This window comes from Caballeronia hypogeia, assembly GCF_001544875.2.
Taxonomy (GTDB): domain Bacteria; phylum Pseudomonadota; class Gammaproteobacteria; order Burkholderiales; family Burkholderiaceae; genus Caballeronia; species Caballeronia hypogeia.
Window position 1 is genome coordinate 91,373 of the sequence record NZ_FCOA02000013.1, and the last position, 16,575, is coordinate 107,947.

Here is a 16,575-nt window from a genome sequence, read left to right on the forward strand (position 1 = left end):
GCGTATGACGAACCCGGCTTAGTTCGACGCGCCGTCGAGACGCGTTTGCGCGTGCCTGAGTTGCCCGCGCCCGCTCGCCTTTGCTTCGCGCTTCGCCCGGCGACTGCGCGCCAGCAAATTCAGTCCTTCGACGAATCCGGCGAAGCCCATCGCCGCGTAGATATAGCCCTTCGGCACGTGCGTGCCGAAACCTTCGGCGATCAGCGTCATCGCGATCACGAGCAGGAACGAGAGCGCGAGCGTCACGACGGTCGGATTGCGTTCGATGAAGCGCGAGAGCGGCTGAGCCGCGAACAGCATCGTCGCGACGGCGAAGATGACCGCGATATACATGATCGGAAGATGCTCCGTCATGCCCACCGCCGTGATGATGCTGTCGACGGAAAACACGAGATCAAGCAAGAGAATCTGACCGATGGCGGCGGTCGCCGTCATCGCGACCACGCCGGAGATGACGCCGGGCACGTCGTCGGCATCCTTGTTGACGTGATGATGCATTTCCCTCGTCGCTTTCCATACGAGGAACAGGCCGCCCGCAAGCAGGATGAGATCGCGCCAGGAGAACGCGTGATCGAACACGGAGAAGACCGGCTCGGTCAGACGCGCGATCCACGCGACGGCGCCGAGCAAGCCGAGCCGCATCAACAGCGCGAGCATGATGCCGATGCGTTGCGTGCGCGCGCGTTGCGCGACCGGCAGCTTGTTGCTGAGAATCGAGATAAAGACGAGATTGTCGATGCCGAGCACCACTTCCATGACGATCAGCGTGACGAGTGCGGCCCAGACGGCGGGGTCGGCGGCGAGTGAAAGGAGATATTCCATAGGTTTCGATTGATTGGACGTTTCCCGCGATGATCGGCTATTCGGTCCGCCGGAAAAATCAGCGATAATCGAAGCCAAACTTCGGTTTTTTCGAACTCACGGAGACGTGTTCCGCATGCTCAACTATCGTCACCTGCATTATTTCTGGGTCGTCGTGAAGGAAGGCGGTTTCGCTCGTGCAGCCGAGCGGCTCGACATGGCGGTGCAGACCATCAGCGCGCAAGTGCGCGAACTGGAGAAATCGCTCGGTCATCAGTTGCTGAAACCCGCCGGTCGCGGCGTGACCATGACCGAAGCAGGCCAGGCAGCGTTCTCGCGCGCGGAAGAGATCTTCCAGATCGGTCAGTTGATTCAGGACGAGGTGCGCGAAGCGGCAAGCGGCACGCTCGCGCGCCTCGCGGTCGGATTGTCGGACGGCATCTCCAAGCTCGCCGCGCATGCGTTGCTCGCACCGGTTCTCGGCAATCCGTCGCTGCGCCTCCTTTGTCACGAAGGCGAAACCGACGAGCTGCTCGGCGAACTCGCGCTGCATCGGCTCGACCTCGTGCTGTCGAGCCACGCGGCGCCGCAGAACCAGAATCTGCGGCTGACGAGCGAGCGTCTGGTCGCGTCCCCGGTGGATTGGTACGGTCCCGCGTCGATGGTGCGCAGAAGCGTCATCGAGCAGTTTCCGCACAGTCTCGCGTCTCTGCCCATGCTGCTGCCAACAGGCCATTCGTCGCTGCGCGCACGCCTCGACCGATGGCTGGAAGCGCAGGGCATCGTGCCGCGCATCGTCGGCGAATTCGAGGACAGTGCACTGATGGCGGTGTTCGGAGCACGCGGGCTTGGCGTGTTTCCGCTCGCCGAATTCGGTGCGGGCGATGCCCCGCTCTTGCGCGGCCTGCGCCGGCTCGGTCGCTCGCCCGACGTGAAAGAAGAAGTGCACGCGATCGTGTCGCGTCGCGGACGGCATCATCCACTGACACAGCAAGTGCTCGCTCACGCGGTCGCGTGAACTTCGGTTTATTCGAAGTCGAAGTTCTATTCCCTCTGCTTTTTCGTCATTCGAGTACGCCTTAGGCTCAATCCACGTTCAACAAGGAGGCGTACATGAAAGTCTTGTTCAAGTTCCGCGACCCCGAAGCCATTGCGATGCACGAGCTCGCGCAGGCGCGCAGCGAGTTCGTGTTTCGCCGCCTCGCGTGGCTGATCTCGAAGGCGACGGTCAGTCTGTCCGACATCAACGGGCCGCGCGGCGGCGTCGACAAGCGTTGCCAGGTGGAAGTGCAGGTGAATCGGGAGAACAAGGTCGTGGCGACCTCGATTGCGCGCGACTGGCGCGGCGCGATAGACCTCGCGCTTGCCCGCGCCGTGCGCACGCTGGTGCGCAGACGCGAGACCGTGAAACCGAAACGACGGCTGAGAGCGCGCAGCCTGGTATGGCCGCTCACGCCGGAGCCCGCGCTACAGGAAGCTCCCGCCCCGCGCCTGCTTTCGATGAGGAAAATGGCGCTAACGGGCGCGTGATCGGCGCGCGTCTTCAGGTCGGCATGCGAATCTGCAGATCCATGCGGGGCGCGGCATCGAACGAGATACGTGGCGCATCAGGCGACGCGCCCGCTGCCTCGATTGCTTCGAAGCCGCCATCGGGCACGCTGTCCATCGACATGTACAGCGTGCGCATCTCCGCACTCAGGCCGTGGAAATGGCACAGGAACGTGTCGCGGTCGGCGTAGTACCACGGCGTGTTCAGTTCCCTGAAGCTCACGAGATCGGGCGAATCCGTCGCGGGACAGAGGCCGAGCTTCATCAGCTCCTCCATGAACACGCGTTGATCGCCCTGGCTCGAGAATGTGTACTGGACGTCTTCGGTCTCGCGCACTTTGCCCAGCACGGTCGCAAGCGCGTGCGCGTTTTCCTCGGTATTGCGAAAGCCCATCACGCCGGAGTTGAAGGGCCAGCCGCAGATATCCGCGGTCAGCACGCGCTCGCGTTCCGCGGTGAAGGTTTCGAGTTTCACCGACCGGTTCATGGCGATGATATCGGCGTCGACCCAGAACACCCACTCATGGTGCGGCAGATACTGGCTGAGCAGGAAAGGCTTGGCCCAGTTGCCGCACGCGTCGCGCCCGAATTCCGGCGGCACCTCGCGATGCACGTAAAGTGTGTAACCATGCTGCTCGCAATAGGCGCGCATGCTCGCTTCCCCGAAGCGCGCGTAGCTTGCGATATTCGCCGTATAGAGCATCACGATCGCCATGGACCGACCCGGCTGGTACACCGACAGCGCCTGATCCGAATCTGCGGAAACCGGCGCGGCTGCTTCGAAAAGACGCAATTCGCCGGACGCGTGGCACGCGTTCAGATGGCGCGCGAACATGGCGCGCCACAGCGGCCCGTACTTGCTGTAGAGCTGCGGCGTGAAGACGAGCGAGACCGCGACGACCGGCCTGCCGCGAAGATCCGGATGCTGGCCTGACCACATCGACGCGATCGGCACCACGCCGTTCACTTCGTCACAGTCGGTCATGGCCGGCAGGTCTTCGAGGAGCGCGGCCTCGGTGACGTAGTTGCCGTATTCGTAATACTGACGGCAGCGGGCCGCCATGCCACGGACAATGCGCCGGTTCTCTTCCGTGTTTCGCAGCACGAACATTTCCGTGTTCACGCCGAAGTGGCCCTGGGTCAGCAGGATGTCGCGCCCGGCCATGATCGCATCGAAGTCGTGGAAGCGCACGAACAGCGCGTTCTCCGTGGCGAATACGACGACCTCGCCCTCTTGTGCCTGCCGCAGCACGTCGCTCAGTAACTGGTATTTGTACAGTGTGCGCAGTTCGATCGAATCGACGCAGCAGGAAATCGGCTCGAAGCGATGCTTGGCACGCGTGCGCCGGCAATATTCGAGATGATTGTCCAACGACGAGTTCGCGTTGCGATCAGAGAAACAGCTAACCAGAGTCACCATGGGAGTTCGGCAGTCGGAAAACGGAAAACGGAGAGCGAGGACGGACGATATCCGGCCTGCGGCGAGGACTTGTAAAGTATTGAGTCAAACGGCGCGCGCAACGCTAGGATTCCGCCGATTTTCGGAGTGATTTAAGAAAATTCTCCGGTGTTGCGCGATGCGACTCGAGGCGGGCCGAAGGGTGCGTCAACCGACTTTCCGGTTGCGGATGAGCGGAGCTTGCGCGCAACGAAGCCCCTTGGGGCTCGACGCCTGCTCCGTAACGATGCGCGCCTCGGGCGAGGCGCGCCTGCGTCCGCAAGCCTCAGCTCGAGAGCGCGACGCGCGGTCCGCGCACGGCCAGGTGGCCGTCGAGTTCCGCCTTGCCGTATTCGATTGCGTAGGACGCGGCGGCCTGCGCCGTCGGAAAGGCCCGGAACGGCCCGATCGCGCGACGCACGCCTCCCGGCCGCTCGATCAGCAGCGTCGCGACGAATTCACCGGACAGGTGCCGGACAATGACCGAGAGCTCGCAGCCCCGATATTCGATTGGAGTGCAGTCCATCGCCGACCTCGCTTGCTTGAATGGACAGAAGATGTGGTCAATCTACTGAAGGTCCGCGCGGCGCGTAACCCTGCCTGTGAGTGGCTGCGAACGTAGGCCGATCGATTCTCTGTGCGCACGCCTACAGAGCCCCGGCGCAAACGTTTCACCACGCGCATCCGATATGCTCAGACGAGATCGATTTTGGTGAGAATGTTCCTCATTCGTGGAATCGCCTGGTCACGCGTTACGACCGCGACGCGGACATCATCGAAGGCGGGATCGGCCTGCGCTTCCAGCCTAGAACAGCTCTTTCTGCCCGGACATCAGCGCGCTGAAATCGTCGCGCAGGAACGGCAGGATGCCATCCGCCACCGGCTGAAGCTGCTTGCTCACATAGTGCTCGTAGTCGATCGGCGCATGTCGCGCCTCCACCGGCTCGGGACCGGCCGTGGTCATCACGTAGCTTATCCAGCCGCCGTTCTGATATTGCAGCGGACGGCCGGCGCGCGCGTTGTGCTCGTCGGCGAGACGCGCGGCGCGCACGTGCGGCGGCACGTTGCGCTGATAATCGCCGAGGGTGCGGCGCAGGCGCTTGCGATAGACGAGCTGTTCGTCCATCTCGCCGCGCCGCGTGCGCCCGACATAATCGCGCACGAAATCCTCGTAAGGCTCGCCCTTGAATACGCGCATATAAAGCTCCTGCTGGAAGCGCTGCGCGAGTGGCGTCCAGTCCGTGCGCACCGTTTCCAGCCCTTTGTAGATGATCTCTTCGCCGCCGTCCGCGCGCGTCGTCAGTCCTGCGTAGCGTTTCTTGCTGCCCTCTTCCGTGCCGCGGATGGTCGGCATCAGAAAACGTTTGAAGTGCGTTTCGAATTGCAGTTCGAGCGCGCTTTCGAGTGCGAACGTCTCGCGCAGATGGTCGCGCCAGTACGCATTCACATGGGCGACGAGCGAGCGCCCGATGCGCGCGGCATCGTCCTCGTTGCGCGCGCGTTTCAGCCAGACAAAGGTGGAATCCGTGTCGCCGTAGATCACGCTGTAGCCGCGCGCCTCGATCAGCTCGCGCGTGCGATGCATGATCTCGTGACCGCGCATCGTGATCGATGACGCGAGACGCGGATCGAAGAAGCGGCAGCCGCTCGAACCGAGCACGCCATAGAACGAATTCATGATGATCTTGAGCGCCTGCGACAACGGCTTGTTGTGCTGGCGCTTGGCGGCCTCGCGCCCTTCCCAGACCTGCGCGACGATCGCGGGCAGGCAATGCTTGTCGCGCGAGAAGCGCGCGCCGCGAAAGCCGGGCACGGTGTCGGCGTCATCGGGCATGCTCATGCCTTGCGCGAGCCCGGCCGGATCGATGAGAAACGTACGGATGATCGACGGATACAGGCTCTTGTAATCGAGCACGAGCACGGAGTCGTAGAGACCGGGCCGCGAATCCATGACGAAGCCGCCGGGACTGGCTTCCTCGGGCACGTCGCCGAGATTCGGCGCGACGTAGCCCAGCCGATGCATGCGCGGCATGTACAGATGCGTGAACGCCGCAACCGAGCCGCCGCTGCGATCGGCCTGCAAACCGGTGACGGTCGCGCGTTCGAGAAGGAACGGCAGCAACTCGGTCTTCTCGAAGACCTTGGTGACGAGCTCGCAGTCGCCCAGGTTGTAACGCGCGAGCGCGGGCTTGTCTTCCTGAAAGCGCCGCTCGATTTCGTCCATCCGCGCATAGGGACTGTCGATCGCCTTGCCCTCGCCCAGCAAGGACTGCGCGACGTATTCCAGGCTGAACGACGGGAAATTCCATGTCGCCGAACGCAGCGATTCAATACCGTCGATGACGAGCCTTCCCGCGATCGACACGAAGAAGTGATTGCGCTTCATGCCGTGCTCGCGCCACTCGACCGTGCCGCCGTCGCGGCCGAGCGCGAGCGGCACGCCGTAGTCATCGGCATGCTGCTGCAGCACACGCAGGTCGAACTGCACCACATTCCAGCCGATGATCGCATCCGGATCGTGCTTCGCGATCCACGCGTTGAAGCGGCGCAGCATGTCGGCGCGGGTCTCGCAATATTCGAGGGCGAAATCGGTTTCGACGGCGGCGCCGTTCGGCGGGCCGAGCATGTAGACCTGACGCGCGCCGCAGCCTTCGAGCGCGATCGAATAGAGCGCGCCCTTCACGCTCGTTTCGATATCCAGCGACACGAGCCGGAGCGACGGCCGGTAGTCCGGCGCGGGCCTGAGCTCGCTGGGAATGTAACCATTGCGAGCATCGCGATCTGCGCCCTCGAACGACACCGGCGCTGTGATGAAACGCTCCATCAGATAGCGTTCGTGCGGGCGGATGTCGGCTTCGAAGACATTGACGCCCGCTGCCCGCAGATTCTTTTCGAGCGCGAGCAACTGGCGGTATTGCGGGCAATAGAGCCCGAGCATGGGTTGCTGGCGGAAGTCCTTCAGCGGCAGCTCGCGCAACTGCGCGTCGCGCACGCTGGCGATGACCGGCTCCGCCTTCCCGCGATCCTCCGCGCGAATGAACGCGACGCTCGTCTGCAGCGCGATGCGGATTTTTTTCGGGCCGTCGTCGGTGGCGAGCCAGAAATCGACTTCGGTCCCCGCCGCGGTGTCGCGCCAGTGACGAGTCAGCAAAAAACCCTGATGTGCGGAAGCCAAGCCGTTACCTTCGATGAGCGCGTGCCAACGAAGCATTTTACTTGGGCCCAAAACAAAGAGCCCGGCGCACTTTCGTGGCCAGGCTCGTCAATTCTGAAAAAGGAAACAAGTAAAACGCGGTAGCGGCGATTCGGTCGTCCACCATCCTCGCGGACGGTCCCCGGAAAGGGCGGCCGGCGCCGCTACCGCCTAAGCAGCCTGTGCGACCAGGCTTGCCCGTTGCGGCTGTAACGCCGCTACGTTACCGAGTACCGTGTGCTCCACGTGCTCCGGCACTTCGTTCTTCGACATCACTGCCTCCAGCGCGGCTTCTTGACTGGCCTGTTTCGCGGCCGCCGCTTTCTTGGTCTTCCCCGCGCGTGACGGCGGCTGGCAGGCCCCGCACACCACGTTGTTCTGCAAATCATGTTTGTGTGCGACAAACTTCCCGGTGCAGCGGCAGCACGGCGTCATCTGCAGCATGCCCGCGTCGAAGAAGCGCACAAGAGTCCAGGCCCGCGTAAGGTCGAGTACCGCCTCGGCGCCGCTATGGTTGCAGTGCTCGAGATACAGCCGATACCCTTTGGTCAACGCATCGAGATGCGAACAGCCGGCTTCGTTCTTCAGGAACGTATAGGTGTTATAGAAAAGCGATGCGTGGATGTTGGCCAGCCACGTCATGTACCAGTCGGCCGAGAACGGCAGCATGCCCTTCGGCGGCGATACACCCTTCACTTCGCGATAGAGGCGAATCATGCGGTCCCGCGAGAGCGTCAGTTCGCTCTCCAGCACTTGCATGCGCGCACCGAGCTCGATCAGCGCGATGGCGCGGAACACTTCCTGGGCGTCTTCAGTGAGGCTCTTCTTCAGCATGGCTCGCTCCGTCATCACTTAAGCGAACTGTTCGGCCGGCTGGCCAGCCAGCAGGATTGCCGCGTGCGTCGGCGCGATATCCGCGTTCTTCGCGGGTTGCACCAGAGCCGACAGCATCGTGTGATCGTTGAAGCGGAATGCGCAAAGCAGGTTATCCGACGACGCGAGCTTGACGACCTGCGCGAGCGTGAGGCCCGACAGCAGATCGGCGAGTTCCGCCGACAGACCGAGCCGGAACATGCCGATGGCGCGGTCCTCGCGCAACAGACGCTGCGCGAGCATGATGTACGACAAGTTGATTTCCCGGATCGATTCCAGCGTTTCGCGACCGTTCATGGTTGCAACTTCCAGTAAATCCCCGAATTTCCCGCCGGCTTTTTGCCGATATCTTTTTTGTGCCTCACCGGACTAATTCCGCCCGGCTACGTACTGCGTAATCTTTGTTTCAGGGCGTTACATCTTGTAACAACCACTGTGAGACGGATTCTAAGTACGGTATGAAACTAAAGCAAGATCATCTCAATAATATTTTGTTGCAAACAACACTTTAGATCGGTAATTTTTTCGGTATGGAGATTTCTACCGTTTACGCCGTTGTCGCCCCATTTGTCTAACGTTTGCGAGCACCAGCCGGCGCGGCTTCATTTTTATCCTAATAATTGCCTGCCGCCTGCTATAACGGGCATTTGCGGGAGTCGGTTGACGCCGGAATCAAATTGTCAGCGGTTAATCATCTGACAATAATAGGCGAAAAAATGCCGCGAAATCGACTTTTCCCGACTCGCGGCGATTAGCGTAATTTTTACCGTCACTCTGTAACGACCATGTTACGGCCCGAAACAGCCCGTTTGTAACCGGCGTATGTAACAACCCCTGTTACTTTTGCGGCACGCCTTCGCGCCAGGCGTCCCAATGTGTAACAACTTCCTGAACCAACGGATTGCCGGTCCGATACAAATTCTCGATGGCCGGTGTGAAACCGCCCTGATCCGCGTAATTGAGCAGATTGTCGGACGCCGTCTGTCCTTCATATGGCCGGTCGAAGTCCGATCCGGCGCGCAGCGCGGCCACGCGTGACAGATCCACGCGCTCGACGCTCGCAGCCCGCTTGAGCGCCTCGTAGGTCGCATTGTCTTCCTGCTGCGTCGTGCAATAGACGCCGCGGCCATCAGTGAGAAGGCGCGTCCACGCGCGCGCACGCTCGCCAATGTATTTCCCCGACCACCAGGTATCGCCCGCGAGCGTGTCGCACTGGATCACACGCGGCGGCTGGTTCGCCGGCGCATACCCGAATTTCGCGCGCGCGACTTTCGCGGCGTCGCTGTCCGAAAGCGTCACGTTGCGCGAAATGGCGAAGGCCGTATCGGCAAGCGACGCATTGAGCGCGAATACTTCCGTCCGGTAGTCGAGCGGCGGCTTTTGGAGCGGCCCTTTTGTGTTGATGCCGAGGAAGCCTGTCGGCCAGTCCACCGGCTTTTCGCGCGCGTCCAGCTCCCACTGGATGCCGAAATCGACCAGATACTTCGCCCATGCCGCCGAGCCGATAGTGCCCTGCGCCGGATCGATGCCCGCGATGCCCGCGATCAGAAAGTACGTCTGCCGGAGATCGAAGCGGTCGGAGAACGCGAGTGCCATCATCGAAGCGGCGGCGTTGGTGTGGCCCATGCCGGTCGTCGTCACACAGACGTCGTCGCGATTGCAGTGGACCGCGGGATAGTCCGGCGACAGCCCCGGCACCTCGACGGCCTGCCACGGCCCGAGCCGGTCGAGCCAGATCTTGCCTTCGGGCGCGAACATCGTGACGATCATCACCTTGACCTTGCGGCCGCCGTCAGCCTTATCGGATGGCTGGGTGGAAGCGCAGCCGGTGACGGCGGAAAGACTCGCGAGGCCGGCTGCGAACAGCGCCGCGCGCGCGGCTCGTTTGAGGCGGCTCGTTCGTGGCCGTTGTTTCGTTCGTTGCGCGCTGACGCTTCTCATGACGAGCGGTTCCTCGTAAAGGTTCGACCTGCGAAAAAAGACCGCGCCCGGTTTCTGGCGCGGTCGGCCGAACGATTATAGGAGCCCGGATCAGCGATGCTTCGCGCCTTCGCTACGTCCCGCTCTGGGATGCCCGCGGCGGCGGCGCGTTCGACGCGACGCTCGGCGCCCCCGAGGCCTCGCTCGTCGGATGCTGCGCGGCCTTCGATGGCTCGCCGCGCTGCTCCGCTCCGGCGTCGCCCGCGGTGTCCGTCGGCGCGCCTTCCTCGCCTTCCGGCGCGCTGTCCGGATTGCCGCCGTTCACGATCACGAAGTTGCGCTGCGGATTGGCGATCTCGATGCCGCGCGCCGTAAACTCGTTGAGGATGCGCCGGTTGAATTCGCGCTGCACCGGCCAGCGCGAGCTGTCGCGGCATTGTATCTGGCCGGCGAGCGTGACGGTGGAACCGTCGACGGCATCGACGCCCCAGAAGCTGAAGTCGGAAAGAATGCCGTTGCGGAACGCTTCGTCCTCGCGCAACGCCGAGCCGATCTCCTTGAGCGTGGAGATCGCCAGATCGACGTCCTGACCGAGTGCGATCGACACGCGCACCGCCGCGTTGCCGATCCCGCGATTCGTGTTGTTCACCGTCGATACGGAACTGAACGGCACCGTGTAGAGCGAGCCGTCGCCGCCGCGCAGACGCACCGTGCGGATCGACAGATACTCGACCGTGCCCGACACGCCCGCGAGCGTCACCCAGTCGCCGACCTGCATCGCGTTTTCCATCAACAGGAAGATGCCGGTGATCAGATCCTGCACGAGCTTCTGCGAGCCGAAGCCGAGCGCCACGCCGAAGATGCTCGCGCTCGCGAGCAAGGGCGCGGTGTTCACGCCGATCTCGGAGAGGCCTGTCAGCACGACGACCATCGCGATGACGATGAACAGGCCGGTGCGCATCATGGGCAGCAGCGTGCGCAGGCGAGCGGCGCGCAGACGCTCGCCGCTCGCGGTCCATTGCTCCAGACGCCGCTCGACGGCGATGTTCGCCCCTTCCCAGACGAGCACCGCGAACAGCGCCGCGACCGCGATCGTCACGAGCGCCGCCGCGAGCCGGTTGCCGACGCCGCCGGACGTGAAGAAATGAATGATGTTGACGTGCCACACCTGCAACAGCGCGACGCATGTGACCACGAAGATGATCGTCTGCACGATGCGCCGCAAGGCCGGGTAATAGCGATAGGCGCGGCGGCGCGCGATGGAGCGGTCGTCGAACTCATCCGCGTCGTTGTCGTGGAAGACGCGGCCGAGCGCGCCGAACGCGACGATCGCCAGCACGCGCGCACCGACCAGGACCAGCAGCGACAGGCCCCCCAGGTTGAAGAGCGTCTTGTAGCCGTTCTGCACGTCGAGCGCCCACACGAACCACAGCGCGATGACGAAGAAAATCGCGACGCCGGCCCAGACGTCGGCCACCCAGCCGCCGACCACGCGAGCCGAGCGATTGTTCCGGGCGCGCTCGCGGATGCGTTCGGCCACCGGCGTGCGGCACTGGAAGATGACGAACGCGATCATCAGATGCACGATCAGCAGTACGGCTTTGAGGATGGCGATGCGTGCATCGTCGGAGAGTCCAAGCGGCTCGGCCCCGTTGGCGATCGCGATGCCCGCGCCGGCGACGCACACCGTGCGCCGCACCCAGCGATGCGTATAGGCCGCGTAGAGGTCGCGCATCTGAAGGAGGCGCAGGCCCGGCGCACGCGGCGCGAGGAAGAAGCCGCTGCCGATCACGATCGCGCGGCACGCGAGATACACGTCGATCAGCGCACCCGCGACGCGCGCCTCGGGCGTATTGTCGTCGATGAAAATCGACATCAGCAGTGTCACGACACCGATGAACACGACGAGCGGAATCAGCGCGAGCAGGCCGTGCAGCAGCGCGCTCGGCAGGCGCTGCAACAGCGTCCAGTGACGCGCGGCATGACGCTGGCCGCGCGCGTCGTCGGCGTGGCGCTCGGCGAGGTGCAGCGCGGTTTCGTCGCCGCTTCGCGCCGCGGCGTCCTCCGCGCGTGCAGCGGCCTTCTCTTCGCGCACCAGTTCCGGCTGCCGCTCCTCGGCATCGGCGACGCCGCGCGCCGCTATTCTTGCGCGCGGCTTGCGCAACAGCCGCACGCACAGGAATTCGAGCAGCAGCGCGGGCAAGAGCGACGCCAGCACGGTCCACGCGACATGGCCGATCAGCGCGCGCCCGGCGTCGGTCGCGGTGCGTTCGCGCCACCACGCGCGCACCGAGCCGAAATCGAGCAGCGCCGCGGTCGAATGGCGCATGCCTGCGCCGATCTGCACGAGCGAGTGGCTCGCCTGCCGGGACAACTGCGAAGCGAGCCCGTTCGCCGTCAGCGAATGAGCGAGCACGCCGGAGGCACCCGACGCCGGTGCGGCCGCGGCAGCCGATGCTCCGCTAGCCGCGCTCGCGGGTTGCGCCGGCGTGGCGAGCGCGCCTGCCGCCGCGATCGCGCGCAGCGTATCCGCGACTTGCGAACGGCGCGCGGGATCGTTGAGCACCGCGAGCGCATCGCGCGCCTGTTGCGGCGTCAGCGCGACCGCCTGCGATGCCTGCTGCGCGGCGGCGGTTGCGGCGTAAGTGGATGAAGAAATTGTCGAGAGAACGCCCGACATGGCGACGAGCAATACAGCAAGCAGAAATTTGCGCATGGGGTCGGATGAAGATCACGGAATTTCGGGGACTCGATGCGGACGAGGCGAACGACAGATGTTAACGCGATGCCGTTGGCGCGGCAGAAACGCTCCGGAGCGGTCGCACGCGATCGTTTCACGATGTGCAACCAAGATGCGGCCGCCCGCTTCGGGCCGATTCGATTGCGGTAGCACTAAGCGCTCCCGCTTGAAACACGGGTCGGCTCAGGCGGCGCTTGCGGGCTCGCCGCGATCGCGCGCCACGTCCGGTTCGAAGAACACCCAGCGCACTTGCGGAAACGCGCGCTGCAAATCGTCCTCGATGACATTGATCGCATCGATCATCGCGCGGCCGCTCGCGTAATCGATCATTTCGGCCTGCACGGCGACGACCACGTGCTTGCCCCATTGCAGCGTGATGAGGCTGATGATGCGCGTGATCTCGGGCCGCGCGCGCAGACGGGCGTCGATGGCCTTGCGCACTTCCGGGCTCGCGGACTCGCCGACGATCATCGACTTCACTTCGCGCGCCACGAGATACGCGATGACCATCAGCAGCACGCCGACACCGATCGAACCGGCCGCGTCGTAGGCGGCGTTGCCGGTGATCATCGTCATGAGCACGGCGGCGAAGGCGATCGCGAGACCCATGAGCGCCGCCACATCCTCGCCCGCCACGACCAGCAATTCCGATTCGCGCGTTTCGCGGAACCATCGCCAGAGGGTCTTGTCGGGCGTGCCCTTGCGAATCTCGCGGATCGCGCCCGCGAGCGAAAACGCTTCCAGCACGACGGAAATGCCGAGAATCACGAGCGCCACGATCGGGTTCGACAACGGCTCGTGATGCATCAACCGATGCACGCCCTCGTACACCGAAAACGCGCCGCCGACGAAGAACAGCAGCAACGCGACGAGCAGCGCATAGAAGTAGATCTCGCGGCCCGAGCCCAGCGGATGCAGCGCGTTGGCGGGCGCCTGCGCGCGCTTCAGGCCGAACAGCAGCAGCAACTGATTGCCGCAATCTGCCGTCGAGTGAATGGCTTCGGCGAACATCGAGCCGGAGCCGGTGAAGGCCGCCGCCCCGAACTTGCAGACGGCGATGCCGAAGTTCGCGGCGAGCGCGTAGAAAATGGCTTTCGGGGATTCTTCCTGCATGCCTTTTAATGTTGGATCAAATCACTTCGACACGGCTCGCGCCGTCCACCATTTCGCCGATGATCGCGGCTTCGCTGAAACCATCGGCGCGGAAGATCGCGAGCACGTCATCGACCGCTTCGGGCGCGCACGAGACCAGCAGGCCGCCGGACGTTTGCGGATCGGTGAGCAAGGCGCGGGCCTCGTCGGATTCCGCGCTCATCGCAACGTCCTGACCGTACGCGGCCCAGTTGCGGCCCGACGCGCCCGTGAAAATGCCCGCGCGCACGAATTCGCGAACCTGCGGCAGCCACGGCAGATTGGCGTAGCGAATGCGCGCGGTGAGCTTCGCGCCGCGCGCCAGTTCCAGGGTGTGACCGAGCAGACCGAAGCCGGTGACGTCGGTGAGCGCGTGCACGCCGTCGAGTTGCGCGAGATCGGCGCCCGGGCGATTGAGCTTCGTGGTGGCGTCGATCATCGACTTGTAGCCGGCGGCGTCGAGTTTGTCCTTCTTCAGCGCCGCCGACAGCACGCCGACGCCGAGCGGCTTGCCGAGCACCAGCACGTCGCCGGCACGCGCGGCCGCGTTGCGCTTCACACGCGACGGATGCACGATGCCGAGCGCCGCGAGCCCGTAGATCGGCTCGACCGAATCGATCGAATGGCCACCCGCAACCGGAATGCCGGCTTCCGCGCAGACCGCTTCGCCGCCCTTCAATACTTGCGCGATCACGTCATGCGGCAGCACGTTGATCGGCATGCCGACGAGTGCGAGCGCGAGAATAGGCTTGCCGCCCATCGCGTAGACGTCCGAGAGCGCATTGGTCGCGGCGATGCGGCCGAAGTCGAACGGATCGTCGACGATCGGCATGAAGAAGTCCGTCGTCGCGACGATCGCCTGCTCGTCGTTGAGCTTGTAGACCGCGGCGTCATCGGCGGTGTCGTTGCCGACGAGAAGGTTCGGGAACGCCTGCATGGGCGCGCTGCGCGCGAGCAGACCTGCAAGCACGCCGGGCGCGATCTTGCAGCCGCAGCCGCCGCCGTGAGAAAGGCTCGTGAGACGGGGTGAAGTCGTGTCGTTCATGAGAAAAGTGTCGGGCGCTGAGTCGTTCGATACCGGCATTATCGCGCCTCGGGGCCAACGATGCGTTTGAAGAGACCGGGATAGTCGAGCACGAGGCCGTCTTCATCGACGGCGATATCGGCCGTGAAGCCCGTGTCCAGCCCTTCGTAGCGATAGCGATGATTCGGTTCGATGCACGTGTACGCCTGCTCCACCGCGCTCACGCTCAGCTCGGGCACGCGCACATAGACCACGCGGATCACACGCCTCTCGCCGCGTTCGAGCTTCAGCCGGCGAATGGGCAGTGTGTTGGTGAAAGGCGTCGCGGTGAGGTCCACGTCGATGCAGCCGCGCAGCGTTTCCCGCGGCGCGCCGTCCGCATCGCTCCAGGCGTGCGCGTCGCCATTGTTGCCGTCGCGGCGATGCAGATCGAGCGTCGCGCCGCCGGCGAGTTTAAGCGCGAGCCGCGTGACCTGCCAGCGCGCGTTGCATTCGATTCGGTAGATCAGACCGAAGGCATGCGCTTCATTCTCGCCGACCACCGCGCTCTCGATCACGATGTTGTCGGGCCTCTCGTTCAGGACGAGATGCTCGAGCCCCGTGCCGTCCTGCTGGGTCCATCGCGCCGCTTTCATCGCGCACCTCTCGGGCGTGAGTTGTGTGCGTGAAGGATACAACGCGCGCCGCAATGCTTTCGATCGGCATTCGAAACCCGCGATTCACTCGACGTCACAAAACGTCACAGGGTATACTCCGCGCCATCCCTGCGCAGGCGCGCGCACCGCATTGCACTTTCAGCGCCATTCACGCGATCCGTGCCCCGGCGATCCGCGCTCTGCCCCGAACGCTTCTTTTCATCGCCCATCGCATGAAGAACATTCTTTCTCCCGCCTTGTGCGCCCTCGCGCTATCCGCCTCGATGTTTCAACTCGTCGCGGCGCAGGAAGCGCCGGATATGCCGGAAGACTATGCGTACCTGACGAAGCTCCGCGTGCCGGACGCCGTCGTGCAATGCGTCGCCGCTTTCGACCGCTGGGTTGAGAACGCGCCGAAGTACGACACGCTCATCGTGCCCGACCGGCGCGTGCTGGCCGCGAAGATCGACGACGATACTGCGATCTTCAGTGTCGGAAACCCGATTCCGGTGGACAAGGTCATCGTGATGCGCGCGTTCGCGAAGTCGCGCGGCAAGGCGCAATGGACCCGTGTGGACAGCCGTTGCGGAGTGCGCGACGGTCAGGTGGTCGGCGTGTCGCTCACGCCGAATCTCAAGCCGAAGATCGTTCGTTGACGCTTCAGCTTCTTGCCGTGCGCCGCTGACTGGTGCGTTCGTCGAGCCATTTGACGACCTGTGGCCCGAAGGTGCGCGGCGCCTTCGCGTGCATGCGGCCGGCGAGATCCGCCAGCCGGTCCGCGGCGAGCGCCTCGCGCATGCGCTTCTCGGCGTTCTTCATCACCGCGTGAACGGCACAGACGCCGCTGGTCGCCCACGGCGGCGCGTCCTCGCCGAACACCGCGCAGCGCGCGCGAATCTCCCTGCAATCGAAGAGCGGCTTGTCGCCGTCGATCGCGTCGACGACATCGAGCACGCTGATCTCGCTCGACGGCCGCGCCAGCGCAAAGCCGCCGCGCGCGCCCTCGGTCGCGACGACGAGCCCCGCCTTGTGCAGCTTCGTGAAGAGCTTCGCGACATATTCCGCCGGCACGCCCTGCAATTCCGCGAGATCGCGTACGCTGGCCTCGCGAACGCCGTGCGGCGGCTCCGCGAGATAAAGCATGCAGTGCAGCGCGTACTCCACGCCCGTGCTGATGTGAGACATATTAACTCCGACTTTCTGAATCGTAGTTCAGGATAACGCGTCGCACGTCCGCGCGCAACGACTGCGCGGGCGCGGACATGCCTTTAC

15 protein-coding genes are annotated in these 16,575 nt (G+C 64.0%); 3 read left to right on the forward strand and 12 right to left on the reverse strand.

The window, feature by feature from the left end:
* Positions 1-18: 18 nt before the first annotated feature.
* Positions 19-822: a TerC family protein gene (locus AWB79_RS19965; RefSeq protein ID WP_061169166.1), complete on the reverse strand. Its 804-nt coding sequence runs from the start codon at positions 820-822 to the stop codon at positions 19-21.
* 115 nt (positions 823-937) lie between these two features.
* Here AWB79_RS19965 and AWB79_RS19970 point away from each other — a divergent pair, with 115 nt between their 5' ends.
* Both AWB79_RS19970 and AWB79_RS19975 read left to right on the forward strand, forming a co-directional pair.
* Positions 938-1,819 carry a LysR family transcriptional regulator gene (locus tag AWB79_RS19970; protein WP_061169167.1) on the forward strand — a complete coding sequence of 294 codons (882 nt, stop codon included), beginning with the start codon at positions 938-940 and terminating at the stop codon, positions 1,817-1,819.
* Positions 1,820-1,914: 95 nt separating this feature from the next.
* Positions 1,915-2,331, forward strand: a complete 417-nt coding sequence (locus tag AWB79_RS19975; RefSeq protein ID WP_061169168.1) for an HPF/RaiA family ribosome-associated protein — start codon at positions 1,915-1,917, stop codon at positions 2,329-2,331.
* Between the two features lie 13 nt (positions 2,332-2,344).
* Here AWB79_RS19975 and AWB79_RS19980 read toward each other — a convergent pair whose 3' ends face one another.
* From AWB79_RS19980 to AWB79_RS20025, 10 genes are all read right to left on the reverse strand, one after another.
* Positions 2,345-3,721: a glycosyltransferase family protein gene (locus tag AWB79_RS19980; protein WP_232470939.1), complete on the reverse strand. Its 1,377-nt coding sequence runs from the start codon at positions 3,719-3,721 to the stop codon at positions 2,345-2,347.
* Between the two features lie 352 nt (positions 3,722-4,073).
* The gene (locus AWB79_RS19985) at positions 4,074-4,313 is read right to left on the reverse strand and encodes a hypothetical protein (RefSeq protein ID WP_061169169.1); all 240 of its coding nucleotides are present in this window, start codon (positions 4,311-4,313) and stop codon (positions 4,074-4,076) included.
* A 279-nt stretch (positions 4,314-4,592) separates the two neighbouring features.
* Entirely contained in the window at positions 4,593-6,998 is a 2,406-nt protein-coding gene (locus AWB79_RS19990; RefSeq protein WP_198399059.1) for a DNA polymerase II, read from the reverse strand.
* 153 nt (positions 6,999-7,151) lie between these two features.
* On the reverse strand, positions 7,152-7,814 hold the full coding sequence (gene flhC, locus AWB79_RS19995; protein ID WP_061169170.1) for a flagellar transcriptional regulator FlhC: 663 nt from the start codon (positions 7,812-7,814) through the stop codon (positions 7,152-7,154).
* Positions 7,815-7,832: 18 nt separating this feature from the next.
* Complete coding sequence (gene flhD / locus AWB79_RS20000) at positions 7,833-8,150, reverse strand: flagellar transcriptional regulator FlhD (protein ID WP_008353371.1); 318 nt, start codon at positions 8,148-8,150, stop codon at positions 7,833-7,835.
* A 540-nt stretch (positions 8,151-8,690) separates the two neighbouring features.
* Positions 8,691-9,794: a purine-nucleoside phosphorylase gene (locus tag AWB79_RS20005; RefSeq protein WP_082862395.1), complete on the reverse strand. Its 1,104-nt coding sequence runs from the start codon at positions 9,792-9,794 to the stop codon at positions 8,691-8,693.
* Positions 9,795-9,906: 112 nt separating this feature from the next.
* A complete protein-coding gene (locus AWB79_RS20010) occupies positions 9,907-12,489 on the reverse strand; it encodes a mechanosensitive ion channel family protein (protein WP_061169171.1) in 2,583 nt (860 codons plus the stop codon).
* A 207-nt stretch (positions 12,490-12,696) separates the two neighbouring features.
* Entirely contained in the window at positions 12,697-13,626 is a 930-nt protein-coding gene (locus AWB79_RS20015) for a cation diffusion facilitator family transporter (protein WP_061169172.1), read from the reverse strand.
* Between the two features lie 16 nt (positions 13,627-13,642).
* Positions 13,643-14,689, reverse strand: a complete 1,047-nt coding sequence (gene selD, locus AWB79_RS20020) for a selenide, water dikinase SelD (RefSeq protein ID WP_061169248.1) — start codon at positions 14,687-14,689, stop codon at positions 13,643-13,645.
* A 38-nt stretch (positions 14,690-14,727) separates the two neighbouring features.
* Positions 14,728-15,303, reverse strand: coding sequence for a putative glycolipid-binding domain-containing protein (locus AWB79_RS20025; protein ID WP_061169173.1), 576 nt, complete (start codon positions 15,301-15,303; stop codon positions 14,728-14,730).
* Between the two features lie 233 nt (positions 15,304-15,536).
* Between AWB79_RS20025 and AWB79_RS20030 the strand changes: the two genes are divergently transcribed.
* The gene (locus tag AWB79_RS20030; protein ID WP_061169174.1) at positions 15,537-15,959 is read left to right on the forward strand and encodes a BspC domain-containing protein; all 423 of its coding nucleotides are present in this window, start codon (positions 15,537-15,539) and stop codon (positions 15,957-15,959) included.
* Positions 15,960-15,963: 4 nt separating this feature from the next.
* On the opposite strand, the gene AWB79_RS20035 is transcribed toward AWB79_RS20030, so the two are convergent.
* Positions 15,964-16,488 carry an RrF2 family transcriptional regulator gene (locus tag AWB79_RS20035; protein WP_061169175.1) on the reverse strand — a complete coding sequence of 175 codons (525 nt, stop codon included), beginning with the start codon at positions 16,486-16,488 and terminating at the stop codon, positions 15,964-15,966.
* Between the last annotated feature and the right edge of the window lie 87 nt (positions 16,489-16,575).

Coding starts and splice junctions, on each gene's coding strand:
- AWB79_RS19970 (WP_061169167.1), top strand. CDS start 938: ATGCTCAACTATCGTCACCTGCATTATTTCTGGGTCGTCGTGAAGGAA.
- flhD (WP_008353371.1), bottom strand. CDS start 8,150: ATGAACGGTCGCGAAACGCTGGAATCGATCCGGGAAATCAACTTGTCG.
- AWB79_RS20015 (WP_061169172.1), bottom strand. CDS start 13,626: ATGCAGGAAGAATCCCCGAAAGCCATTTTCTACGCGCTCGCCGCGAAC.
- AWB79_RS20025 (WP_061169173.1), bottom strand. CDS start 15,303: ATGAAAGCGGCGCGATGGACCCAGCAGGACGGCACGGGGCTCGAGCAT.
- AWB79_RS20030 (WP_061169174.1), top strand. CDS start 15,537: ATGAAGAACATTCTTTCTCCCGCCTTGTGCGCCCTCGCGCTATCCGCC.
- AWB79_RS19975 (WP_061169168.1), top strand. CDS start 1,915: ATGAAAGTCTTGTTCAAGTTCCGCGACCCCGAAGCCATTGCGATGCAC.
- AWB79_RS20010 (WP_061169171.1), bottom strand. CDS start 12,489: ATGCGCAAATTTCTGCTTGCTGTATTGCTCGTCGCCATGTCGGGCGTT.
- flhC (WP_061169170.1), bottom strand. CDS start 7,814: ATGCTGAAGAAGAGCCTCACTGAAGACGCCCAGGAAGTGTTCCGCGCC.
- AWB79_RS19965 (WP_061169166.1), bottom strand. CDS start 822: ATGGAATATCTCCTTTCACTCGCCGCCGACCCCGCCGTCTGGGCCGCA.
- AWB79_RS19990 (WP_198399059.1), bottom strand. CDS start 6,998: ATGCTTCGTTGGCACGCGCTCATCGAAGGTAACGGCTTGGCTTCCGCA.
- AWB79_RS20035 (WP_061169175.1), bottom strand. CDS start 16,488: ATGTCTCACATCAGCACGGGCGTGGAGTACGCGCTGCACTGCATGCTT.
- AWB79_RS19985 (WP_061169169.1), bottom strand. CDS start 4,313: ATGGACTGCACTCCAATCGAATATCGGGGCTGCGAGCTCTCGGTCATT.
- AWB79_RS20005 (WP_082862395.1), bottom strand. CDS start 9,794: ATGAGAAGCGTCAGCGCGCAACGAACGAAACAACGGCCACGAACGAGC.
- selD (WP_061169248.1), bottom strand. CDS start 14,689: ATGAACGACACGACTTCACCCCGTCTCACGAGCCTTTCTCACGGCGGC.